Genomic DNA, 23,407 nt, shown 5'->3' with positions numbered 1-23,407 from the left:
GCTGCGGTGATTTAAGCCTAAGCCTCCGCCTGCTTGGCAGAGGAGGCCGAGGACTTGCCAAAGGAGGCCTTGACCGCCATGACGATGGTGGCGATGACCGTGCCGAGAACCAGTCCGCAAACCATGGACATGCCGGTCTCTGCCAGCCAGGCCAGGGCGCCATTAGAAATCTTTTCGGTCACGGAAGCGATGAATTCGTGTGGCTGATTCATGCCGAATTCGTGCAAGCCCTTGACCACGATATGGCCGCCGACCCATAGCATCGCGGCGGTACCGATGACGCCGATAATATCGAGCACAATGGGCATGCCCTTGACCAGCGCGTTGCCCACCGTGGATTTGCCATTGTGGCGCTCATTTAAGGCTATGCCAATATCGTCCATCTTGACCAATAGGCCCACGGCACCGTAGACACCCAAGGTCAATATGATGCCGACGAAAATGAGGGCTCCGAGGCGTATCCAGAACGGCTGGTCGATGACCTCGTTCAAGGAAATGACCATGATTTCAGAGGATAAGATGAGGTCAGTGGTAATCGCGGACTTGACCAAGCTGTCTTCGGCGTCGGCACCCTTTTCTTGCACCGACTCGGTTTCTTTCTCTCGGTGGGGAAGAAGGTGGTGCAAGATTTTCTCGGCACCCTCGAAGCAAAGGTAGGTACCGCCGCACATCAAGATAGGTGTGAGTGCCCACGGCGCGATCCAGGAGAGGATCATCGCGATGGGCAAGATGATAACGAGCTTATTGATAAGCGAGCCCTTGGTGATGCGCCAAATCATCGGCAGCTCGCGCTGCGGCTTAATCCCTTCGACGTATTGCGGGGTTACCGCGGCATCATCGACTACAACACCAGCGGCTTTTACCGAGGTCTTGCCCGCGAGTGCGGCCACATCGTCAACGCTGGAAGCAGCGGAGCGGGCGATCAAAGCGACGTCGTCAAGCAGCGCAAATAGGCCACCGGCCATAAATTATCCTTCTGGGGTTAGGGTAATGTCATCGGACCACGTCAAGTTTATCCCTTGATGTGCCAACCAAGCCATCGCATCGTCACCACTGCGAGTAATGCCTTCCACTGCGGTTAGGGTGGTGTCGATCGCTTTTTCTGCCTCCTCGGCAGTAATCAAGCCAGCGGAGGTGGCGGCAGAGAGCTCATCAATATCGAGCACGGAAATGGGCTCGCCGCTCGTTGCGACCAGGTCCACATAAAGATCGCGGGTGGTCCAGACCTCACCATCGCGCTGAATTTCGGCAACGTCGATATAAAAATCCTGGTGGACGTCTACGCCCGGACGGAAGTGAAAGATATTGGCACGCAGGTTAAGGCCGGGTAGCAGCCACGATTCTAGGTAACCAAAGCGTGGGTGATCGGCGCCGCGGGCCATGTACAGACCAAACTCGGTTTCGGCGTAGGTATCGACCTCGCGCAGGAAACCTTTGGGGTCGGTATTGGTGTAATCGGTGGTATTAAAGGTCTCGCGCTTGACCGGATGGAGGTCCGCCGCCATTTACTTCACCTCAAGGAAAGCGGCAGTGGGGGCGAATTTGCAGTGGGACTCTTGGGTTTTAACGCCGCCGGATAGAAGCGCGATAACGGTACCCTTGCCGGTCTGGGCGGTGCCGGACAAGGTAGTGGGGCCATCCTGGTTGATGCCGTTGTTATTCAGCGGGGTGATGCCGCTGCGCAGGGTATCGAGGTTGAACCACTGCACATTCATTCCGCCCTGCTCGCGCGCGGCCGGAGGAGTACCAAGAGCAGTAAAGAGGAAGACGGTTTCGCCCGGTTTTGCGCCGGGTGCCGGCATTTCCGTGGGGCCAGGTACGGCAATGGCCGAGCCCATGGCATCGCTGGTGCCGCCGATGCAATGCGCGGAGACCGTGGGCCAATAAAACTGGCGGAAATTCGGGTTATTGCCCTCCGGCATAGCCACGCCGCCCTTGCCATCGCCGCCGCCGGCGAAGAATGCGAGGCCGGATAGGATGGCGTTGCGGGCATCTTCTGGAATCCACGGTTGAGCCGCGAAGGCGCGGATGCGATCTTGGGTTTCCTGATTGGGGCGGCCTAGCTCGTCGAGGGGGCTATGGGAAGAAGCCTGCTGCACCAGGGAAGAAAGGTCTGGTGCAGATGCTTGCGCTGGGGCGACGAGTGGGGAGGCGAGGCCGATGAGCGCGGCCGTGGCGGCGGAAATATAACCGATGCGGCCGGATAGGCGCCAGGTGGTGCGGGCGTTGCTCACGTTATCAATTCCTTGGGTGCGGTCTCGGTCAGGGCATTCAAACCCCATTAGTCACAATCGTAACAATAGTACCTAAAGTAACGATAGTGATAGCTAGGGAGGTGTCAAGTGTGTTTGCGATCTATAAGAATCTTCGCTCGCCCTATACGGTGCGTTACCGGGTAAAGCCAACCCCAATGCTGCGCTTGGCCCTTTAAGGGGGTATCGTGGGAGGTCGTTCAAGATCAATTTCGCGCGCGCAAGCGCTGTAGATCCTCCGAAGGAGTAACCCACTAGTGAGTAATACCGAGTTCCGTAATGTTGCCATTGTCGCGCACGTTGACCATGGCAAGACCACCCTGGTCAACGGCATGCTGGAGCAGTCCGGCGCCTTTGGTGACCACGGTGAACACACGGACCGCGTCATGGACTCCAATGATCAGGAGCGCGAGCGCGGCATTACCATTCTGGCCAAGAACACGGCCATTCACCGCAAGGGCCTAGGCAAGGACGGCCAGGACCTGATTATTAACGTCATCGACACCCCGGGCCACGCCGACTTCGGTGGCGAGGTCGAGCGCGGTATTTCCATGGTGGATGGCGTCGTCTTGCTCGTCGATGCCTCCGAGGGACCGCTGCCGCAGACCCGCTTCGTGCTCACCAAGGCACTGGAAGCCAAGCTGCCGGTTATTATCTGCGTGAACAAGACTGACCGTCCGGATGCCCGCATCGACGAGGTTGTCTCCGAGTCCCAGGACCTCCTGCTGGAAATCGCCGCCGGCCTGGAGGATGAGGAAGCTGCAGCCGCCGCCGAGGAGCTGCTGGACCTGCCGGTTCTCTACGCTTCCGGCCGCGCCGGCGTTGCCTCCACCGAGAACCCAGGCGATGGCAACGTCCCTGCGGGTGAGGATCTGCAGCCGCTTTTCGACGTCATCTATAACGTCCTCCCAGAGCCTTCCGCTACCGTCGACGCCCCACTGCAGGCGCACGTGACCAACCTGGACGCCTCCGACTTCCTAGGCCGTATCGCGCTGCTGCGTATCTACGCCGGCCGCATTAAGAAGGGCCAGCAGGTGGCCTGGATCCACTACGACGAGGATGGCAACCAGCACACCAAGACCGTGAAGGTCGCCGAGCTGCTGCGCACCGTCGGCTTCGAGCGTCAGCCGGCCGAGGAAGCCATCGCCGGTGACATCGTGGCTATCTCCGGCATTTCTGACGTCATGATTGGTGACACCATCGCCGATCCGGAGCACCCTGAGGCTTTGCCGCGCATCACCGTAGACGAGCCGGCCATCTCCATGACCATCGGCGTGAACACCTCCCCGATGGCAGGCCAGGGCGGCGGCGATAAGCTCACCGCGCGTATGGTCAAGGCCCGCTTGGAGCAAGAGCTCATCGGTAACGTTTCCCTGCGCGTGCTGCCCACCGAGCGCCCCGACGCTTGGGAGGTCCAGGGCCGTGGCGAGATGGCGCTGTCCGTGCTTATTGAGTCCATGCGCCGCGAAGGCTTCGAGCTGACGATTGGCAAGCCGCAGGTTGTGACCAAGGAAATCGACGGCAAGACCTACGAGCCATACGAGATCCTCACCATTGACTCCCCGTCCGAGCACCAAGGTGCTATCACCCAGCTGCTGGCCGCCCGCAAGGGCCAGATGCAGGCCATGGATGTGCGCGAGGGCGACTGGGTACGCATGATCTTCCGCGTTCCTGCCCGTGGCCTCATCGGCTTCCGCACCCAGTTCATGACCGAGACCCGCGGTGCCGGTATCGCTAACTCCATCTCTGACGGCCTGGATGTCTGGGCCGGCGATATCAAGTCCCGCCCGACCGGTTCCCTGGTGGCTGACCGCACCGGCCAGATCACCCAGTACGCGCTGACGCAGTTGGCTGACCGCGGCAACTTCTTCGTCGAGCCGGGCGCCGAGGCTTATGAGGGCATGGTCGTTGGCGCCAATAACCGTGATGAGGATATTGACATCAACATCACCAAGGAAAAGAAGCTGACCAATATGCGTTCCGCTACTGCGGAGGCCACGGTCACCCTGGCCAAGGCACACACCCTTTCCTTGGAAGAAGCACTGGAATTCTGTGGCAACGACGAGTGCGTCGAGGTCGCCCCGGACGTCCTGCGCGTGCGCAAGGTAGAGCTTTCCGCTACCGACCGCAAGCGTGCGGCTGCTCGCGCGAAGCAGATGAATAAGTAGTCAGCATCACTCTAGGTTGTGGTGATTGAGGTTGTGGTGATTGCCGCTGACGTGGCAACCATCGCCGCCACCGCTGCCGCCTCCTCAACTACGGCCTTGATCGCAGAGGAGGCGGTTTTGTCATACTCGACCTCCTTTTTGATTTCCTGAATGCGTGCCCGCATCTCCCGGCGCTTCATTCCCTCCGCATCGTTTTTCAGCAGGGTATAAGCCCCGCTGACCTCGCGGAGAATATCTAGGATGATGACGTCATTGATCGCGGCCGGACGCTGCGCTTTCAATACTGCAACCAGCCGCTCGCGCAGTTCGTTTTCTAGCTCCAGGTCCGTCATGATGTAGCGGTCGCCGCTTATCTGCCACCACTTGGCCTTTTCCACATCGAGCTGTCCATTCGCGTGGAAATCCAAAGCGATGATTTCCCGCGGGGTAAACCACGAAGCCTCCAAGAGGCTCTGCATGCTGGTGGCCTTGTGCTGCTGCAGCTCCTCCCAAGCCCAAGCCAACACGGGGTGCTCCGGGCGCTGTGGAGTAGTCTCCACCCTTTTCTTCTCACCGAGCTCTACATGCCCGCCCAGCAGCAGGTCCGCGAGTACGGTGGCGCGCAGCGCGGCCTCATTATTGGACACCCAGTCTTCCTTCTTGCCGTTGTCCTTGGTCAGTAGAAGGAACATTTCTTGGCAGATGAGCATTGGGGCCTCCTCAAAAAGTAGCGGTCTATGGCCGAGTCTAGCGCCATTAATCTTCGTTTCGGCGGGGTAGAGGGACTAAAGTAGTCCGCGATGAAAAAGAATCCGGCTTCAACAAGGCGCGCGGCGTTGGCAATGGCGGCGGTGCTGAGCGCCGCTAGCCTTGCTTTCTTAAGCGCTTGCGCGGCTAACCCTGGCCCTCCACCGGTGGTGGAGGATAATGCCTCCGCGCTGCAAGAGGATCAGGCCACCACCACTGCAAAACAGCAAGAAGAGCCACCCCAAGACACCGATTCCGCCAAGCGTCCTACTATCTCAGTGGGCGTAGATCCCCTGCGCGCGGGCTTAAATCCTCACCTGGTGGCCAATAACTCCGAGCTGGTGGACCAGATTGCGGAACTGGTGTTGCCTTCAACTTTCCACGGCGGCCAGAGGGACGCCGATATCCTGGAATCCGCCGCCGAGGTAAATGCCCCCAAGGGGGTGGCGCAGCGGGTGCGCTATGTTATTGCTTCACCTGCGCAGTGGTCAGATGGTACGCCTATCTCTGGCGCGGACTTTAGCTACTTGTGGAAGCAGATGACCACGACCGCCGGTGTACGAGATCCCGCTGGCTACCACGCCATCTCGGCAGTGAATACCTCTGATGGTGGTCGCGTAGTCACGGTGGATTTTTCTCAGAAGGTTAAGGACTGGCACCTGCTGTTCCATAACCTACTGCCTTCGCACTTATTGCAAGATGATAATTTCGACTCTGCTTTAGCGGATAAGATTCCAGCCTCGGCCGGACGCTTCCTTGTCGATAGCGTGGACCGCGGCCGCGGAGTCATTACCTTGAACCGAAATGATCGGTTCTGGGGCGCTAACCCGGCCCAAGTGGATGTCATCCAGCTAAGTGAGGTGCGCGATAGCACCCAGGCGCTGAATATGCTGCGCTCCGGACAGATTGGATTCGCGGACTTTACTCCGGACCAAACCTCAGAGGAGGCGTTGGGTCTTTTAGGGCATGTTTCTGAAAAAGCACTTACCCGCCCACGCCAACTGCGCCTGCACATGTCTACTGCAGAAGGCGCATTGGAAGAAAGGGCAGAGCGCCGCGGATTGGCCTCACTGATTGATACGGATCAGGTCGCCCGCTTGGCCACCGGCCGCGCTTCCAATCTGGAGCCCGGAAATAACCCCATAAGTAAAGACACGGATCTTACTGCGTTGCGCGCACGCGCCAGCAAGAAACCGATTCGCTTTGCGGTAGACCCTACTAGCCCCACTGCCTTGGCCGCGGCAAATACCCTCTACGATGTCCTGGAAGCCCACGGGATAGATGCCGAGGTGGTTTCCGAGCGCCTGACCACAATAACCTCCAAGCTTTTGCCAGAAGGCGATGTGGATGCTGTGGTCACTTGGGAAGATATCTCCTTGAACTCGTTGGCCGCGGCAAATATCTTTAGCTGCGATAATAAACAACCACTGGCAGGCGATTTGTCCGGAATCTGTCCGGAGAATGCGGAGGAGATTCGCAAGGAAATCTTGTCCGGCGCCCTCAGCCCAAAGGAAGCCCTTCGCCGCATTCGAGAAGTGAACTCTAAGGAAGCGCTCTACGTGCCGCTGATGGATGAGACGCGTATCCACGCGCTCGGGAAGGGTATTGTAGGCCCCGGCCAAAGCATTGATGACTGGGACGGGGGTCTTATCACCGCGCCCCGCTGGAGGATAGATGAAGACTAAGGATTTAACCGGCTATCGCGTGGTGGCAGTCCACGCCCACCCGGATGATGAAACCCTTTTTATGGGCGGTACCCTGGCGAGCCTCGCCGCACGCGGCGCCGAGGTCACCGTTATTACGCTCACCTTGGGCGAGGACGGCGAGGTTATCGGTGAGCCCTATCAGGGCCTGGCCGATCATGATCAGCTCGGCGGCTTTCGCGCTCGCGAATTGGCTAACGCACTGGAGGCTCTTGGAGTAAAGGGAATCCAGCTCGGCGGTTTCGGTCACTTCCGTGACTCCGGCATGGCGGGCTCACCCTCGCACGAAAATTCGCGCGCGCTGGTCAATCGTATCGATGAGGCTGCCGATTTCCTCGGTGAGGAGCTCGAAGCAATTGACCCCCACGCCATTTTGACCTACGGGCCCGATGGTGGATATGGCCACCCGGATCACATTGCGGTGCATAAGGTGGTGATGAAGGCGGCGTCGCCAAGCGTGCGCATTTGGTACGGCATTTTTGAACGCGCCGCTAACTACGCCGGTCTGGAAACCCTCGATGCCCCAGCTGGATGGACCAAGCCCAGCCAGGACTACTTGGACAATTTCACCAACGAGGGGGCTGATGTCACTGTCGCTCTCTCTGACGCCGCCTTGGACGCCAAGCGCCGCGCCATGCGCGCTCACGCCTCCCAAATTTGGTTGGCCGATGGCTCCACCACCCGCACCAATCCCGCGTCCGCTGTGGCCGCGCTCCATGAACCTCAGCGCGTGCCCGGCGCCTTTGGCCTGTCCAATCTGCTAGTTATGCCGCTGCTGCCTGCCGAATACTTCCAACTGAGCCAAGGCGAGCCGGCCGATGATTTGCTCGGTGGCCTGTGATGCGCACGGATTTTAGCCGCGGCGAGCAGGTAACCGGCCTGGTTTGGTTGGCTATCGGCGCGTTGCTTTCGGTATTTCTCGAGGTCATTTATCTCACCGCCCGCATCCCGCTATCGAATGGGGCGAGCGTAGCCTTTCCCATTACCATTGTGATCGCGTGGTGGTTTAACTCCGTGCTCACCCGCACCGCCCGCTTGTGGAGCCGCACCCCGGTAGTCGGCGCCATCCCGCTCATCGTATGGTGCTTGGGCTTTTTCGCCTTCATGCTGATGGTGCCAATGACTGGAGACATGCTCTTGGCCAATAATATTCTCAGTCTGCTCCTGCTTTTGGCGGGAATAGGCGGCGGCGTTTGGCCATTTTTCAAGCAGAAGTGACATACTATTAATCACCCCAAATCCTAGACATCAGGAAGTTTCAAGGAATCTCCATGACTTATACGATCGCACAGCCTTGCGTTGACGTAATGGACCGCGGCTGCGTTGAGGAATGCCCTGTTGATTGCATCTACGAGGGCAAGCGCATGCTCTACATCCACCCGGATGAGTGTGTGGACTGCGGCGCCTGCGAGCCGGCTTGCCCGGTCGAGGCCATCTTCTACGAGGATGACGTTCCCGATGAGTGGCTGGACTATAACGACGCCAACGCAGCCTTCTTCGATGACTTGGGCTCTCCGGGTGGCGCAGCTGCCCTCGGCCCGCAGGACTTTGACGTTCCGATGATTGCCGCGCTTCCGCCACAGAATCAGGAGTAAGACATGGCTCGCACACCGCTAGGAAAGACGCTTCCAGACTTCCCCTGGGATTCACTGGCCGGCGCCAAGAAGAAGGCCCAGGCCCACCCGGGTGGAATCGTTGACCTCTCGGTGGGCAACCCCGTTGACCCAGTAGCCCCAGGCGTGCAGCTTGCGTTGACCGCAGCCGCGCAGGCCTCCGGCTACCCGCAGACCGCCGGCACCCCGGAGCTGCGCGAGGCCATCGCCGCCGCGCTGACCCGCCGCTACAACATGCAGGTAGATCGCGTACTGCCGGTAGTTGGCACCAAGGAGGCCATCGCCTGGCTGCCTACGCTCTTGGGCATGCGCGGCGAGACCGTCGCCTTCCCCTCGGTGGCTTATCCCACCTACGAGGTGGGCGCGCTGCTTGCCGGAGCGACTCCGCTGCGCGCGGATTCTGATTTCCACGACGCCTCTTTAGTCTTTTTGAATTCGCCGTCCAATCCCACGGGCCGTGTGCTCGGGGTGGAGGAGCTGCGCCGCATCGTGGCGTGGGCGCGCGAGAACGACGCCATCATTGCCTCCGATGAGTGCTATATGAGCTTGGGCTGGAATGACGATAATCCACCGGTGTCCATCCTCGATCCGCGCGTGACCGATGGCGATAACACCGGGCTCATTGCCATGCATTCGCTATCCAAGACCGCGAATATGGCTTCCTACCGCGCTGGCTTCTTCGCGGGCGATAACGACCTCATCGACGAGCTGCTGCTGCTGCGCAAGCACGCCGGCCTCATCGTTCCAGGGCCCATTCAGGCCGCCATGGTCGCCGCGCTTAACGACGACGACACCGAGACGCTTCAGCGCAACCGCTACGCCTCCCGTCGCGCGGTGCTCATGCACGCGCTTATCGACGCCGGCTTTACCATCGACCACTCCGATGCCGGCATGTACCTCTGGGCCACCCGCGGCGAGAATTGCCGCGAGACCATCGACTGGCTTGCCGAGCGAGGTATCCTCGCCGCCCCTGGCGACTTCTATGGCCCAGCAGGCGAGAAGCACGTGCGCATTGGTCTCAACGGCACCGATGAACGCATCGATGCTGCAGTAGACCGCCTTGCCGGTGCCTAATTCCGGCAGGCCTCCCGCACGCGGGGGCATATCCCCGCGCAAGACGGTATTGCGCGGCCACGTGCCCGAGCAAGGGGAGTACTTCGCCGCCCGCGCCGGCGATTCCCCTTATCCGCCTGGGGCTTTGCTGCCGGCTGGGGCCGCGCTGCCGCGTCCCGTGCCCGCCTGGTATCACCCCACTGTGCCTGCCGAGCGCCCCATTCCTTTCGACTACTCAGTCATCTACGCCGACCGCGACCTCATCGTGGCCGATAAGCCGCACTTCCTGCCGACGACCACCAACGGCCGACTGCAACGCGAAACTCTGCAAACCCGGCTGCGCGTGGACTTCGGTGAAGACGATATCGTGCCGCTGCACCGCCTAGACCGCTTGACCGCCGGCCTTGTGCTGTGTTCCCGCAATCCCGCCACTCGCGCCGCTTACCAGCGCATCTTTGGGGAGGGGAGTGCAGTGAAGAGGTATCGGGGCGTCGTTAAGCGGCCGCTTTATGTGGACCGGGAAATCACCCTGCACATGCACAAGCCCCGCGGCTCGCGCCAGGTGCTCGTTGCTTCCGATGGCACGCCCACCTCTACGTATGTGCGCGCCGCCGGCCGGGAGGTGACCATGTGGCCGCGCACCGGCCATACCCACCAACTGCGCGTGCTGCTTAATCATCTGGGGCACCCGCTTCTCGGGGAAGACACGTATCCCGCCCCGCGCAAGCTCGACCTGTATGATTTTCGCGCCCCGCTCGCCCTACTCCATGAGGCTATCTCTTTTATAGATCCTCTATCACAATCCGAGCGTCAATTTTTCAGTTCGCAGGACTTAAGAACTACAATCGAGTAGTTATTAAATCACTGGCTAGAAAGGCGGCCCATGGCAGACCTCAGCGTCGCGCGCTTTGTGTCCAATTTTGGGCAGTTTCTCAAATTCGGCATTGTTGGCGGCTCCGGTACCGCGGTTAATCTCTTTGTGGTCTATTTGTGCAGAAAGATTACTTGGTGGTCTGGCGGCATCGAGGCGGATGATCCCTTCATCAATCTCTTCGGTTCTGTTTTCCATATCCGTTGGTACCATGTGTTTTTGACCATTGCGTTCTTGGTCGCCAACACTTGGAACTACCAGCTGAATCGCATGTGGACTTTCCGATCGGTGGCGAAGGTGTCTTGGCTGCGCGGTTTCTTCCCATTCCTTCTCGCTGGAATTGGAGCTTTTATCGTAAGTCAAGTTGTGGCGACACTCTTAATGAATCCGACTTCGCCGCTGCACTTGCCCACAGACATTCTGGATGATTCGACCGGTTTGCGTACAAAGGTGTACTGGGCATCGGCCATTTCTATCATTGTCGCTATGCCGATTAACTTTATCTTGAACAAGCTGTGGACCTTCCGCTCGCAGCCGAAGACGCCTCAACTTGTCGAGGAAACCGAGCCGGCCTAGCTAGGTCCCGTATTTCCTTCCTCTCCGCCCCCGCGCTCACCAGCGCAGGCTGGCGGAGATTTTTCTTTCTCCCAGTGAGCGCGAAGGGGACAGTACCTCCCGCCGCGCTCACGGGGAACGAAAACAAAGAAAACCCACCGTCCGCGGTGAGCGCGAAGGGCGGGGTGAGGTGCCGGAGTGAAACTAGTCTTCTAACTCGGCATCGAGGCGAGCTTGGTCGCGGCGGTGCTGGCGGCGACGAATGAAGGGGGTCAGGGCGAGCACGGTAATGGCGCCGACTGCGGTACCGATGAGGTAGGAGACGGGGTCGTGGCCGTCGGCTGGCGCATAGGCGTTATAGGCAATGCCGGCGAACATGACTATAAGAGGGATGAGGTAGACAGCGATAGCCGTCCAATTGCGGCTAACAATTGGGGTGGCCACGCGCTGGCGCATCCAAGCAGAACCGATGGAGTTGCCCACGATGGACGGCACGAGCGCGAGGAAGCACAGCATGGACATTTGGCCAGGAAGGACCCAGGCGAGAATTGCGGCGACGACGAGTTCGAGGAACGGGATTGGGGTCATTCCGATTGCGCAGGCCTTGTAAAGAGTGTCGCGTTCGAATTCATCGCGAGTCGCGCGATCGATTTCCTTGAGGGAGTAATTGGCGATGGCGTTAATCATGTTGTTCAGCTCCAAAAATTTCTTCGACGGTTTTTCCTAGTTCGTGGCAAATATCCAGTGCGAGGTGCACGGAGGGCGAGTAGTTGCCGCGTTCGATATTGGCGATGGTTTGGCGGGATACGCCAACTCTTCTGGCGAGTTCAGCTTGTGATAATTCGAGCCAGCGGCGCCATTTGCGGACCATGTTGGGGTGCTCGGCCACCTGTTCTCCTTTACGGGCTGTCGTTCTTGCATTACCGAGTGTACAGGAAATTTGTCACCAAGGCAAGGGTTATACGCACAGATGTCACCGCCAATAGGGCACAGTGGCTGAGGTAGGGAGCTGCGGACTACCGCCTTTTAGCACTTCCAACGTGGCCTTGACGAGCAAAACGGCTTGGCTGAGGTGGTGGATGATGTCATCGGCAGTAAAACGCAAAACGGTATAACCGTGAGCTACAGCCGCGTTCTGCTTGGTACGGTCAGCTTGAAAGGCCACACTGTGCTTGTGGTATTCCCAGCCGTCAACTTCTACCAGCAACTTGCCAATCTTCAGGTCAAAGCGGTAGCCGGCGATGAGAACATTGTGCTTGGGGTAGATTCCTTCTGCGCGCAGCTGCCTGCTTAGCGTGCGTTCCGGTGAGCTATCTGCACCTATAGCAGCGTGTCGTATCATCTCTTTAAGAGGCTTCGGAACGCGCCGCATTCGCCGACGGTCCTCTTCGAGGCGGCCGGGCCCGTGCTTTCCGCGGTAGTGCGCTTCCAATAATGGCCTGCGCACACGCGAAATCTTGCGCGCAGCCCATAGCGGTTGCACCACCGGTAGGCCATTGACCTTGTGTGTGGCCCGGAGACGTGAGTGCGAAACGTGGAAGCAGTTTCCCTTCAATGTACGAGGCCCCTCCGCTTCCAGTGGAAAGGTTAGCTGCCGGCCGAGATAAATCTCTTGTGCAGTCTTTCCGGTGAAATGGATTCGGCTGAGCCCATGCGCCAAGGCCCGCGCCACCGCCTGGGGCGTCCATGTATCGGTGTAAATCCCCCGATGTACGCGAAAGAGCTTGCCCTCACGCACCTCGCGGCGAATCGCCTCTTTGCTCAAACCTTGCTCGCGTAGTTCCGCGGTTGTCCATTCCCCCATGTGATTGAACGTAAACGGCCGCAGTGCGTGATGGCTACGCACACCCTGGCAGCCTGTGGATAACTCAAAGGTGGGGCCCTATTTTCCATCGCGTGGCCTGGATCGCTGTGGATAACCGCCCCTCGCGCTCACCGTGAACACGGATCACCGTCAAAGGGCGGCTGCCGGTGAGCGCGAGGGGAGCGATAGAAAGCCCATGACCTTTGCGCTCACCGGCAGAGCTTTCCGACGTCCCCATTCGCTCCCCGTGAGCGCGGCGGGCGGAACATCGGGCAACTCACCCCCTCGCGCTCACTGGGGGACGAAAAGAGGAGCCCCTCCGCGTGCCGGTGAGCGCGAAGGGCGGGGAGTAGCGGGGAGCGGCAGGGGGGAAGAGGGGCAGGGGGAGTCAGGGAGGGGCTAAGTCAGCGGCAGGGTGGAGGTGGGGTCAATCCCGCGAACCTTGGAGTTGATGACACCGGCGACGGCGAGCACCGCGAACATAGCGGTGGCGGAGAGGAGTTGGGTGCGGGCGGTGGCGTCGGTAAGCATGAGCACCGCGATGGCCGCGAAGAGCGCGAGGGCGAACCAGGTGAGGTAGGGGAAGGCCCACATGCGGATGGGGAGGGGATGGAGTGCTTCGAGCTGACGGCGCAGGCGCAGCTGGCTTACGGCGATAAATACCCACACGATGAGCAGGGAGGCGCCGGCGGCATTGAGCATGAAGGTAAGAAGCCAGCCGGTATCGGCGTAGTTGAGCACCACCATGACGGCCGAGAGTAGGACGGACAGGGCAATAGCGGTGGTGGGAACGCCGTCTTTATTTGTAGTAGTGAAGATGCGCGGAGCCTCGCCGCGGGAGGCCAGCGAGTGCATCATGCGGGAGGAGGCGTAGATCTGCGAATTGAAAGCCGAGAGCAACGCGAGGACGATGACAACCTCCATGATGCCGGCCGCGCCTGGGATGCCGGCGCGCTCGAGGACCATGGTGAAGGGCGATTCCGCGGCCGTGGAGGCACCTCCCAAGATGGAATAAGGCAGAAGGAACGTGATGACGAGAACGGAGCCCAAGTAGAAGATAGAGATGCGCAAGATGGTGGAACGAACGGCGTTGACCAGGGATTTTTCTGGGTCCTCGGATTCGGCAGAGGCGATGGCGACGACCTCGATGCCGCCGAAGGCGAAGGCTACGGCCAAAAGGCCGGCCGCGACGCCGCCGAGGCCATTGGGCATGAAGCCGTCCTCGAGGAAGACGGAGGTGCCGATGAAAGAATGGCCAGGCAGAAGTCCCAGGATGAGTAGCGCGCCGATGATGAGGAAGGCCACGATGACGACGACCTTGATGAGGGCGAACCAGTACTCGAATTCGCCGAAGCTACGGACGCGCAGCAGGTTGATGATGCCGAAGAGGACCACGCAGATAGCGGCGGGAATCCACGGCGAGACGTCGAACCAGGAGCCAATGAATCCGGCCGCGCCGGTGATTTCGGCGCCGAGTACGGCGACGGTGGCCAGCCAATAAATCCAGCCCTGGGTAAAGCCCGCCCAGCGGCCGATGCCATGTTCGGCGTATTCGGAAAAGGAGCCGGAGGCGGGGATAACGGTGCCCATCTCGCCCAGCATCTGCATCACCAAAATGGCCAGGAAGCCGGCGATGATATAGGCGAGGAGCACGGCGGGCCCGGCGGCGGAGATACCGACGCCGGTGCCGAGGAATAGTCCGGCACCGATGGTGGAGCCAAGCCCCATCATAGTGAGGTGGCGGACCTTCAGACCAGAACCGAGGGAGGAGGAGTTATCAGTCACTCCTCCATCATATTTTCCCCGATTGGTCTATAGGAATCGGGGGTATTAATTCTTGTGCAGCTCGTCGTTCAACGCGACGGCCTCGGCCTTCCATTCCACAGCCTCGACGGCACCGGAGATGGAGTTGCGGCGCAGCAGCATACCGGAGGCACCAGAAAGCTGGGAGCCCTTGACGCTCTCGCCATTGTCGACGCCCAGTGCTTCCGCGACCTTGCCAAAAACGGTCACCTTGGTGCCGGCGGTGACGTAGAGGCCGGCTTCAACTACGGCGTCGTCGCCAAGCGAAATGCCGATGCCGGAATTGGCGCCGAGCAGGCAGCGCTCGCCGATGGAGATGACCTCCTTGCCGCCGCCGGACAAGGTGCCCATGATGGACGCGCCGCCGCCGATATCGGAGCCATCGCCCACGACGACGCCCGCGGAGATGCGGCCCTCCACCATGGATGCGCCCAAGGTGCCGGCGTTGAAGTTTACAAAGCCCTCATGCATGACGGTGGTTCCCTCAGCAAGGTGGGCGCCCAAGCGCACGCGGTCCGCGTCGCCAATGCGAACGCCGGACGGTACAACGTAGTCCACCATGCGGGGGAATTTGTCAACGGAGTAGACAACGACCGGGCCGCGGGAGGCGAGGCGGCCGCGCACCATCTGGAAATCGGAGACGGCGCAGGGGCCATAGTTAGTCCAGACCACGTTATTGAGGTGGCCGAAGATGCCATCCATATTCAGGCCGTGCGGCTTGACCGCGCGGTGAGAAAGGAGGTGCAGGCGCAGGTAAGCATCGTAGGTATCGACGGGTGCGTCATCCAGATCCTTGATGGAGGTCTCGACGGCAACGCGGGCCACGCCGCGCTCCTCGTCTGGGCCTGCCAGCGCGGAGAACTGCTGAGGGACCTCTTCCAAGCGCTTGGTCTCGGTGGTCTCTACGTTCTTATCGGTGTATACGGCCGGGAACCATACGTCCAAGACGGTGCCGTCATGGGTAATGGTTGCTAGGCCACGTGCGGATGCAGAAGTCATGCCCGCTAGCTTAGCAACTACTTCCGCGCCCCCGCGCGCTGGCCGGTGGGAAGCACGAAGGACAAGATGACGAGCACCGCAGCCAGGATGAGCACCGAGATGACCTGGTTGCGCGCGGCCGGATCAAAGAGCATCAGCAGGGTCAGTCCGGCCAGGGCGGCGGCCGTAACCCACGGAAGCCAGGGGAAGCCGGGTACGTGGATCTCGGTCAGCTCGCCATTATCGCGCAGGGCGGGGTGCAACTTGATAAAGGAAGCCACGATGAAGGACCAGATGACCAGCAGGCATCCACCGACCGCGTTGAAGAGGAAGGCCAGGAGCCCCGGCGGGTTCCAGAATTGCAGGCCTACCGAAGCGAAGGCGAAGACCATGGACAAAATGACGGCGTTGATGGGGGAGCCCGCGCGGTTTTGCTTGAGGAAGAATCCCGGGGCGCAGTGGTCCTTGGCCATATCAAAGACCAGGCGGGAGGTGGCGTAAATCTGCGCGTTGAAGGCGGAGAGCAGGGCGAGGGCGATAATCGCTTCCATGAAGCCGGCCGCGAAGGGAATCTTGGCGGCCGCGAGCACCAGGGTGAAGGGGGAATCGGCCGCGACATCAGCGTCCTGGATGGAGCTAAACGGCAGCGCCATGGTGATCACCACGATGGAGCCGATATAGAAGATCATGATGCGCACGATGATGGCGCGCACCGCGGTGGCCACGTTGTGCGCCGGATCCTCGGACTCGGCCGCCGCGATCGTCACCAGCTCGATGCCGCCAAAGGCAAAGGCAACGGCCAGCAAACCGGCGGCGAAGCCCGGCATGCCATTGGGCAGGAAGTTATCGGTGAAGTTGGTACCGGCCAAGGAGAAATCCATGCCCGGCAGGATGCCCAGCGCCATGAGTACGCCGATGACGAGGAAGGCGACGATGACGCCAACCTTGATGATGGCGAACCAGAACTCGAACTCACCAAAACCGCCCACGGCCGCGAAGTTGACCACCGCGAAAAACGCCACGGCGATAAGCGCTGGAATCCATGGGGCAATATCGAACCAATTGGAAATGATGGCGGCCGCGCCGGTGATTTCGGCGCCCATGACCATGATCAGCATGAACCAGTAAATCCACCCCATGGTAAAGCGTGCCCAGTGTCCGAAGGCCTGACCGGCGTAGGTGGAAAATGACCCCAAAGAGGGGCGGGCGGCGGCCATCTCACCGAGCATCCACATCACTAGCGCAATGAGCGCGCCGGCCACGGCATAGGAAATGAGCACCGAGGTGCCGGAAATCTGGATGCCGAGGCCCACTCCGAGGAAGAGGCCGGCGCCCACGGCAGAGCCAAGGCCCATCATCGTGAGATGACGGGATTTCAATTGAGCGGTTTCGGCCATTGTTATCACCTTAGGGAGGACGAAATATTTACAGTGAAGTGAACTTTACACAATGCGGGGAGCTACGCGGGGCGCTAGCATGGCGCTTTGTGACTTTAGATCTATATGCAGACCCCATCGAACTAACCAAGGCGCTCGTGGATATTCCGAGCCCCTCCCACCATGAGGAGGCCATCGCAGACGCCGTCGAAGAAGCGCTGCGTGGTTTGGACGTCGAGGTTGCCCGCTACGGCAATACCGTGTGCGCCCGCACGAACCGTGGGCTAGATTCCCGCGTGGTGCTCGCCGGACACATTGATACCGTTCCGTTGGCAGAAAATGTACCGCATCACATGGAAACCACTAAAGACGGGGTGGAGATTATGTGGGGCTGTGGCACCGTGGACATGAAGTCAGGCATGGCCATCTACCTTAATGCCTTTGCCCAGCTGCACGAGTCGGAGGAGCTGAAACATGATCTCACCGTCATCGCCTATGAGGGTGAAGAAGTAGCCACTGAATTTAATGGCTTGGGCCATCTGCAAAAGGACCACCCGGAGTGGCTCGAGGGGGACTTCGCGCTTCTGGGCGAGCCCTCTGGCGCCATGGTGGAGGCCGGTTGCCAGGGCTCCATCCGCCTGCGCGTGACCGCACACGGCACCCGCGCGCACTCGGCCCGCGCCTGGCTCGGCTCCAATGCCGCGCACAAGCTCGCGCCCATCATGACCCGTATCGCCGCCTATGAGTCCCGCGACGTCACCATTGACGGCTGTACTTACCGCGAGGGCCTCAATATCGTTCACCTCGAGTCCGGCGTGGCCACCAATACGCTGCCGGATGAGGCGTGGATGTTTGTGAACTTCCGCTTCGCCCCGGACCGCACGAGCGAGGAGGCGCTGGAGTACATGAAATCCATCATCGGCGAGGAAGAAGATGTCACCATCGACATCGACGACATTGCCCCGGCCGCCCAGCCTGGGTTGGGCCAGCCAGCGGCCAAAGCTCTTATCGACGCCGTCGGGGGCAACGTCCGCGCCAAGTTTGGCTGGACCGACGTCGCCCGCTTCTCCGAAATGGGCACCCCGGCCGTGAACTTCGGCGCCGGTGACCCAGGGTTTGCGCATAAAAAGGACGAGCAGGTCCCCACCGCGCAGATTAGTGAAGTATCCACCGCCCTCCTGAAATACCTGAAGGGATAGACCATGACTCCTGAGCAGATGCGCACTCTGCGCGGCCCGATGCTGCTGCGCACCGAAGGCGAACAAGCCTCCACCTTTGATCAGCGGCTCTTGGAATCCGGTGCAGACCACGAGTGGCAGCATGCCGATCCGTGGCGCGTGCTGCGCATCCAAGGCGAATTCGTCGCCGGCTTTGATGCGCTATCCAAGCTGCCGAAGGCCGTTACCGTCTTCGGTTCCGCACGTACCACTCCAGACGATGCAAATTACCAGCTGGGCGTCGAGGTGGGCCGCAAGCTGGCCGAACACTCCTATGCCGTGATTACCGGCGGCGGCCCCGGCATCATGGAAGCGGCCAACCGCGGCGCCCATGAAGCCGATGGGCTTTCCGTGGGCCTAGGCATCGAGCTGCCCCACGAACAAGGGCTTAATGAATATGTGGACTTGGGTCTGAATTTCCGCTACTTCTTTGCCCGCAAGACCATGTTCTTGAAATACTCCCAGGCTTTTATCTGCCTGCCCGGCGGCATGGGCACCATGGATGAGTTCTTTGAGGTCATGTGCATGGTCCAGACCGGCAAGGTGACCAATTACCCCATCGTGCTCATGGGCACCGAGTACTGGACCGGCCTTTTGGAATGGATGGACAAGACGCTAGCAGCGGGTGGATTTATCAACGAAAGCGACCGAGAGCTTTTCCTGCTTACCGACGACCCTGATGAAGCCCTCTCTCACATCATTAAGCGTCACGAGGTCATGAGCGATAAGCGCATCAGGGAGCCACGTTGAGCCTTGCGCGCGTGATGGCGATTGTCAATCGCACCCCGGATTCCTTCTATGACAAGGGGGCAACCTTTGACCTCGACCCGGCACTGCGTCGCTGCGATGAGGTGATTGCGGCCGGCGCCTCGATCATCGATATCGGCGGCGTTAAGGCCGGCCCTGGTAAGGCCGTCGATACGGCGGAAGAAATCGAGCGCGTAGTACCAACTATCGAGAAGGTGCATCAGCGCCACCCGGATGTTCTCATTTCTGTCGATACGTGGCGCAGCGAGGTGGCGGAGGCAGCCATCGCAGCCGGTGCTGGACTGATCAATGACACCTGGGCTGGCTGGGATCCCGAGCTCATCGAGGTCGCCGGCCACCACCGCGTAGGCTACGTGTGCTCGCACACCGGTGGGATCACCCCGCGCACCCGGCCGCATCGCGTCCATTTTGATGATGTGGTGGCCGATGTCGTCGCGGAAACTACCCAGCTCGCCGAACGCGCCGCAGGCCTTGGCTGCCCCGAAGAGCTTACCTTTATCGATCCCACCCATGACTTTGGCAAGAACACCTTTCACGGGCTGGAGCTTTTGCGGCGCATAGACGAGGTTGTGGCCACCGGCTGGCCGGTGCTCATGGCGCTATCAAACAAAGATTTTGTGGGCGAGACGCTAGACCGCGGGGTAGGAGAGCGCGTTGCGGGTACCCTAGCCGCCACCGCGTGGTCCGCTGCCCGGGGCGTGGCTGCCTTCCGCGTCCACGAGGTAGCAGAGACCGCTGATGTCATCCGTATGACTGCCGCCATCCAAGGCGAGGTCGCCCCGCTAGCAACCACGCGAGGCCTTGCATGAGCGTCTCCGTTATCATTCCAGCGCTCAACGAGGAGGGCACCGTCGCAGACGTCGTGCGTGCCTGCCTAGCCGATGACCCCCTTGAGGTGCTGGTCATCGATGCCGATTCCACCGACGCCACCGCCTCCCGCGCTGCCGCAGCCGGCGCCGAGGTACGCAATTGGCGCGATGTTCTGCCAGAAGAACCGCGCCCCGGCAAGGGCGAATCCCTCTGGCGCGGGGTCGCCGCGGCGAAGGGAGACATAGTTGTCTTCGTCGATGCGGATCTTGAATCCGCTGCGCCCGGCATGGTAGCTGCCCTAGCCGCTCCTTTTTCCGACCCCGCGGTAGAAATGGTCAAGGCCCGCTACCGCCGCAGCCTCAACGGCCAGCCCACCGGCGGCGGCCGCGTCACCGAGCTGACAGCCAAACCGCTCATTAAGCAATTTTTCCCAGAGCTCGCTCATATCGACCAGCCACTCGGAGGCGAATACTCTCTGCGCCGCGCCACCGCCGTCGAGCTGCCCTTTGTAGAAGGCTACGGGGTGGAAGCGGGGTTATTGGTGGACGTCGGCAAGCGGGGCTCAATAGCGCAGGTGGACTTGGGAACGCGGGTGCACCGCAACCGACCGCTGCATGAACTCGCGCCGATGGCCGAGGTAGTCGCGCGCACACTGCTCTCCCGCGCCGGGGTTACCGCGCCCGTTGCTCAACGCCCGCCGCTAAAAGGTAAGGTTTAAGCCATGCTGTCTTGGATTATGCTCCTCCTCGTCCTTTTCTCCCTGACCGTCATCGGGACCTGGGTATGGGGGTCGATTTTTGGCCGCGGTGAGGTTATGCACCCGCTCGATGAGCCGGAGAAGGTGCGCGAAAATAACCGCGCCGCTGCCCGCGAAGGACGCCTTGACCAGGTGAAATTCGAGGTTGTGCCCCGCGGGTACCGCCAGGACCAAGTAGATGATCTCCTCGCACAACTAGAAGAGCAACTATCTTCCACGCCGAAAAGGTCTAAGCTGGAAGGAAAAGAAGTTAACTAAAGGAGACTCACTATGGCAGCAATGAAGCCGCGCACCACGGGCGGAGAAATGGAAGCAGTAGAGGAGTCCCGCAAAATCGTCATGCGCATCCCCTCCGATGGCGGCGGGCGCATCGTCATTGAGCTGAGCAAGGACGAGGCCGCCGAGCTTGGTTCTCTGTTGACCGAGGTTTCTAGCTAGTCTAGATACATGCTTTCTCATATCGTCGACATTCTGGCTGATCCCAATGATGGCACCGCGCTTTCTGGTGCCGATGATTTCTCTCGCCTCGTCTCGGAATCCGGCCACTCTTTTGATGTGGCCAAGCAGGGCTACGTCACCCTCGCGGCCGGCGCCGGACTCAAGCACAAGGGCGATGACATGGACATGGTCAACGCCCGTGAGACTTATTTGGCCATGGGGCACTTCGCGCCCTTCGTGGAGGCCGTGACTGGGGCAGTCCAAGGGGCGCTGGATTCCGCATCGTTGGCCGAATCTACGCCCGCCTCTCTGCTTGAGGTGGGCGCTGGTACGGGCTACTACTTGGCCCACACCCTCGACTCCATCGCTGAGGCCCGCGGCGTCGGGCTCGATATTTCCCCGCACGCTGCGAAGCACTTGGCTAAGTGCCACCCGCGCGTTGGTGCCGTCGTGGCCGATGTATGGGAGCGCCTGCCCATTGGTGATGAGTCCGTCGACGCTATTTCCGTCGTCTTCGCCCCACGCAATCCGGCCGAATTCCAGCGCGTGCTCGCCCCAGGCGGCCAGGTCATCGTCTTGACCCCTGATGCCGGCCACTTGGACGAGCTGCGGGAGCCATTGGGCATCCTCGGCGTGGAAGACGGCAAGGTGGAGCGCATGTACGAGCAGGCCGAGGGATACCTCGAGCAGGCGGCCGATCCAGTCGATATTTCGTTCCCCATTGAGCTCGATAAGGCCTCAGTTGCCGCGCAGGTTGGGATGAGCCCGTCCGCGCGTCACATTAGCGCCGGAGAACTCGCCGAGCGCATGGCCGCTCTTCCTCCGACACTTACGGTTACCGCCCGCGCTCGACTGGACCGCCTCCGCGCAGTTTAGCCCCGGCCCTTCTGCCTCATCTCCGCCTTTCGCGCTCACTAGGAGCGCGTGGGGCGGTTCTTTTCGTTGTTCCGGTGAGCGCGAGGGGTGGTTCCTCGCCCTTGCCGCTCACCAGCACACGCTTTCCGACGCCCCAGCGTCTCCCCGTGAGTGCGAAGGGCGGGGTGGAGAACCGAGCGGGGCGTCGGGTGATGTTTAGAGCTTGGAGCCGGAGCGCTGCCAGTCCTGCTCGATGACGGCATCGCCGGAGGTTTCGACGCGCAGCCCAGAGCAGCCGCCCTCGAAGTAGACGCGGGAGGCCATCGCGATGAGGCCACCATCGACGAATACCTCGACGGTGGAACCGTCTTGGATAATGGTGAGGGTGTCGGAGTCGCCCTCGGCAAGCGTGGCGGTGGCAGGCTCAGAATCGGCAAAGCAATGATTGAAAGCCTTGTTCATTGAGCGATCGAGGCTGATGTCATCGCCGGAGTGGCGGATGGTGGCGGCGGGGTCACCGGCGCCGTCGAGAAGCGTGACGGTGACGCAGGAACCGGAAGGCACCTCCATGACGCCGGTCCATGAGCGGGCGTAATCGGAAAGCTTGACGGCATCGGGCAAGCCCCGGGCGGGGGCTTGGTAAAGGACGCCGCCCTCGAGGGTGACTCGGCGGGGTAAGGAAAGGGCATTGGCCCAGCCTTCGGCTTCCCACGAGGCGTGCTTGGTGGCGTCATCGCCGCGGCCGTTGCCGTTGAGGAGGCCAACGATAACGGCGCGCTCATAGCGCTGCTCGGGGGTGAGCGTGCCGGTGGTGGTGTTGGTATTGCGCGGACGGGAGAAGTCGTGGCCAAAGTCCACGCGGCGGAAACCCGAGGCCACGGTGAAGGTGGTGCCTTCGAGTCGGCCGACGAGGTAGCCGGATACATCGCGGCCGCCGCGCTCCAAGGTGACGAAAAGGACATCGTAGACATTGCCGTCAACCTCATCGCGCAGTCGGACTAGGCGCGGGGAGACGACTGGTGGGATGGGGGAAGTAGCGGGAACTTCACCTTCGAGGAAGCCGGGGTCGCCGTCGAACTTGAGGCTGCCGCGCAGGCGCCAGGACACGCCATCGGCGGATTCAAGGATTACGGGAACTGGGGCATCGGAGTGGCCGGTGAGCGCCAGCATGAGCCAGCCGTCGTGGCCGTCAGCGCGGTCCTCGGAGGCCCAGTCGGGCACAACGGAGGGCGAGCGGAAGTGATCAAAATTGCGGATATTTCCTACGACCTCGCCAAAGCGAACGACATTGGGGTCGAGGGCCTGTGGGTCATCGGAGACCTCGCAGATTTCGTCCACGTTGGCGTAGCGGGCGAGGTGGACAGCAATACCGGCGGAGGTTACGGAGGTGAAGTAGAGGTGGATATCCTCTGGTCCTTGGGCCACGGAACCGGCGCGCAGGGAGAGTTCGCCGCCGACGGGGGCGAGGACATCGTCGCAGTCTAGCCAGTCGAAGGGAGTTTCTTCGGAGTAGGTGTGGCCCCAGCGGGCGGGGGAGTCCGCGGTGGGGCGGTACTGGTAGAACAGATGCCAAGTATCGCCATCGCGCAGGATACCGGCGGGGGCGTCGAGGACGCCGTCTTCAGGGACAAAATGCAGTTCGGGGCGGTGGGTTGTCACG

General features: G+C 60.9%; 26 protein-coding genes. 15 read left to right on the top strand and 11 right to left on the bottom strand.

The genetic code is table 11. From position 1 onward, the window contains the following. Positions 1-17: 17 nt before the first annotated feature. From ACLI1L_RS08410 to ACLI1L_RS08400, 3 genes are read right to left on the bottom strand one after another with little or no spacing between them, the layout of a single operon-like run. Complete coding sequence (locus tag ACLI1L_RS08410) at positions 18-965, bottom strand: DUF808 domain-containing protein (RefSeq protein ID WP_411707339.1); 948 nt, start codon at positions 963-965, stop codon at positions 18-20. A 3-nt stretch (positions 966-968) separates the two neighbouring features. Next, the gene (locus ACLI1L_RS08405) at positions 969-1,505 is read right to left on the bottom strand and encodes a DUF402 domain-containing protein (RefSeq protein ID WP_411707338.1); all 537 of its coding nucleotides are present in this window, start codon (positions 1,503-1,505) and stop codon (positions 969-971) included. Then, positions 1,506-2,282, bottom strand: a complete 777-nt coding sequence (locus ACLI1L_RS08400; RefSeq protein WP_086588098.1) for a hypothetical protein — start codon at positions 2,280-2,282, stop codon at positions 1,506-1,508. Between the two features lie 227 nt (positions 2,283-2,509). On the opposite strand from ACLI1L_RS08400, the gene typA reads away from it, so the two are divergent. After that, the gene (typA, locus tag ACLI1L_RS08395; RefSeq protein ID WP_086588097.1) at positions 2,510-4,420 is read left to right on the top strand and encodes a translational GTPase TypA; all 1,911 of its coding nucleotides are present in this window, start codon (positions 2,510-2,512) and stop codon (positions 4,418-4,420) included. Between the two features lie 11 nt (positions 4,421-4,431). Here typA and ACLI1L_RS08390 read toward each other — a convergent pair whose 3' ends face one another. Next, positions 4,432-5,109 carry a GOLPH3/VPS74 family protein gene (locus tag ACLI1L_RS08390; protein ID WP_411707337.1) on the bottom strand — a complete coding sequence of 226 codons (678 nt, stop codon included), beginning with the start codon at positions 5,107-5,109 and terminating at the stop codon, positions 4,432-4,434. Between the two features lie 90 nt (positions 5,110-5,199). On the opposite strand from ACLI1L_RS08390, the gene ACLI1L_RS08385 reads away from it, so the two are divergent. Genes ACLI1L_RS08385 through ACLI1L_RS08355 form a run of 7 tightly spaced genes read left to right on the top strand, consistent with a single transcriptional unit; the run spans position 5,200 to position 10,962 of the window. Further along, positions 5,200-6,831 carry an ABC transporter family substrate-binding protein gene (locus ACLI1L_RS08385; protein ID WP_411707336.1) on the top strand — a complete coding sequence of 544 codons (1,632 nt, stop codon included), beginning with the start codon at positions 5,200-5,202 and terminating at the stop codon, positions 6,829-6,831. Further along, on the top strand, positions 6,821-7,690 hold the full coding sequence (locus tag ACLI1L_RS08380) for a PIG-L family deacetylase (RefSeq protein WP_411707335.1): 870 nt from the start codon (positions 6,821-6,823) through the stop codon (positions 7,688-7,690). Before ACLI1L_RS08385 ends, ACLI1L_RS08380 begins: the two co-directional genes overlap by 11 nt. Next, on the top strand, positions 7,690-8,067 hold the full coding sequence (locus ACLI1L_RS08375; protein WP_086588093.1) for a hypothetical protein: 378 nt from the start codon (positions 7,690-7,692) through the stop codon (positions 8,065-8,067). Before ACLI1L_RS08380 ends, ACLI1L_RS08375 begins: the two co-directional genes overlap by 1 nt. Before the next feature lie 53 nt (positions 8,068-8,120). Next, complete coding sequence (fdxA, locus tag ACLI1L_RS08370; protein ID WP_005327491.1) at positions 8,121-8,444, top strand: ferredoxin; 324 nt, start codon at positions 8,121-8,123, stop codon at positions 8,442-8,444. A gap of 3 nt (positions 8,445-8,447) precedes the next feature. Further along, entirely contained in the window at positions 8,448-9,536 is a 1,089-nt protein-coding gene (gene dapC, locus ACLI1L_RS08365; protein ID WP_411707334.1) for a succinyldiaminopimelate transaminase, read from the top strand. Next, entirely contained in the window at positions 9,529-10,368 is an 840-nt protein-coding gene (locus ACLI1L_RS08360; protein WP_411707333.1) for a pseudouridine synthase, read from the top strand. The genes dapC and ACLI1L_RS08360 overlap by 8 nt, the downstream gene beginning before the upstream one ends. Positions 10,369-10,398: 30 nt before the next feature. Then, positions 10,399-10,962 carry a GtrA family protein gene (locus ACLI1L_RS08355; RefSeq protein ID WP_200287781.1) on the top strand — a complete coding sequence of 188 codons (564 nt, stop codon included), beginning with the start codon at positions 10,399-10,401 and terminating at the stop codon, positions 10,960-10,962. Positions 10,963-11,145: 183 nt separating this feature from the next. On the opposite strand, the gene ACLI1L_RS08350 is transcribed toward ACLI1L_RS08355, so the two are convergent. From ACLI1L_RS08350 to ACLI1L_RS08325, 6 genes are all read right to left on the bottom strand, one after another. Beyond that, on the bottom strand, positions 11,146-11,628 hold the full coding sequence (locus tag ACLI1L_RS08350; RefSeq protein ID WP_086588089.1) for a hypothetical protein: 483 nt from the start codon (positions 11,626-11,628) through the stop codon (positions 11,146-11,148). After that, the gene (locus ACLI1L_RS08345) at positions 11,621-11,830 is read right to left on the bottom strand and encodes a helix-turn-helix transcriptional regulator (protein ID WP_023021845.1); all 210 of its coding nucleotides are present in this window, start codon (positions 11,828-11,830) and stop codon (positions 11,621-11,623) included. The genes ACLI1L_RS08350 and ACLI1L_RS08345 overlap by 8 nt, the downstream gene beginning before the upstream one ends. 84 nt (positions 11,831-11,914) lie before the next feature. Further along, positions 11,915-12,745 carry a type IV toxin-antitoxin system AbiEi family antitoxin domain-containing protein gene (locus ACLI1L_RS08340; RefSeq protein WP_411707332.1) on the bottom strand — a complete coding sequence of 277 codons (831 nt, stop codon included), beginning with the start codon at positions 12,743-12,745 and terminating at the stop codon, positions 11,915-11,917. Positions 12,746-13,144: 399 nt separating this feature from the next. After that, positions 13,145-14,476 (bottom strand): amino acid permease, encoded by a 1,332-nt coding sequence (locus tag ACLI1L_RS08335; protein ID WP_244169526.1) that lies wholly within the window; start codon positions 14,474-14,476, stop codon positions 13,145-13,147. Positions 14,477-14,575: 99 nt separating this feature from the next. Beyond that, the gene (gene dapD, locus ACLI1L_RS08330; protein WP_411707331.1) at positions 14,576-15,547 is read right to left on the bottom strand and encodes a 2,3,4,5-tetrahydropyridine-2,6-dicarboxylate N-succinyltransferase; all 972 of its coding nucleotides are present in this window, start codon (positions 15,545-15,547) and stop codon (positions 14,576-14,578) included. A gap of 17 nt (positions 15,548-15,564) precedes the next feature. Further along, the gene (locus ACLI1L_RS08325) at positions 15,565-16,923 is read right to left on the bottom strand and encodes an amino acid permease (RefSeq protein WP_411707330.1); all 1,359 of its coding nucleotides are present in this window, start codon (positions 16,921-16,923) and stop codon (positions 15,565-15,567) included. Between the two features lie 89 nt (positions 16,924-17,012). Between ACLI1L_RS08325 and dapE the strand changes: the two genes are divergently transcribed. The 7 genes from dapE to ACLI1L_RS08290 are packed head-to-tail and all read left to right on the top strand — an operon-like array spanning position 17,013 to position 21,768. Beyond that, on the top strand, positions 17,013-18,101 hold the full coding sequence (gene dapE / locus ACLI1L_RS08320; protein WP_086588085.1) for a succinyl-diaminopimelate desuccinylase: 1,089 nt from the start codon (positions 17,013-17,015) through the stop codon (positions 18,099-18,101). A 3-nt stretch (positions 18,102-18,104) separates the two neighbouring features. Further along, entirely contained in the window at positions 18,105-18,869 is a 765-nt protein-coding gene (locus tag ACLI1L_RS08315; RefSeq protein ID WP_411707329.1) for a TIGR00730 family Rossman fold protein, read from the top strand. A gap of 14 nt (positions 18,870-18,883) precedes the next feature. After that, a complete protein-coding gene (gene folP, locus ACLI1L_RS08310) occupies positions 18,884-19,696 on the top strand; it encodes a dihydropteroate synthase (RefSeq protein WP_411708367.1) in 813 nt (270 codons plus the stop codon). After that, a complete protein-coding gene (locus ACLI1L_RS08305; RefSeq protein ID WP_086588082.1) occupies positions 19,693-20,415 on the top strand; it encodes a glucosyl-3-phosphoglycerate synthase in 723 nt (240 codons plus the stop codon). The genes folP and ACLI1L_RS08305 overlap by 4 nt, the downstream gene beginning before the upstream one ends. A 3-nt stretch (positions 20,416-20,418) precedes the next feature. Continuing rightward, entirely contained in the window at positions 20,419-20,712 is a 294-nt protein-coding gene (locus tag ACLI1L_RS08300; RefSeq protein ID WP_086588081.1) for a DivIVA domain-containing protein, read from the top strand. A 12-nt stretch (positions 20,713-20,724) separates the two neighbouring features. After that, on the top strand, positions 20,725-20,892 hold the full coding sequence (locus tag ACLI1L_RS08295) for a DUF3117 domain-containing protein (RefSeq protein WP_005323535.1): 168 nt from the start codon (positions 20,725-20,727) through the stop codon (positions 20,890-20,892). Positions 20,893-20,901: 9 nt separating this feature from the next. Further along, on the top strand, positions 20,902-21,768 hold the full coding sequence (locus ACLI1L_RS08290; protein ID WP_411707328.1) for a methyltransferase domain-containing protein: 867 nt from the start codon (positions 20,902-20,904) through the stop codon (positions 21,766-21,768). Positions 21,769-21,963: 195 nt separating this feature from the next. Here the strand turns inward: ACLI1L_RS08290 and ACLI1L_RS08285 are convergent, their stop codons facing one another. After that, complete coding sequence (locus ACLI1L_RS08285) at positions 21,964-23,406, bottom strand: GH32 C-terminal domain-containing protein (RefSeq protein WP_411707327.1); 1,443 nt, start codon at positions 23,404-23,406, stop codon at positions 21,964-21,966. Position 23,407 lies beyond the last annotated feature (1 nt).

The organism is Corynebacterium sp. LaCa117 (assembly GCF_046717765.1).
Classification (GTDB): Bacteria; Actinomycetota; Actinomycetes; order Mycobacteriales; family Mycobacteriaceae; genus Corynebacterium; species Corynebacterium kefirresidentii.
This window is presented reverse-complemented; position numbering and strand designations above follow the sequence as displayed.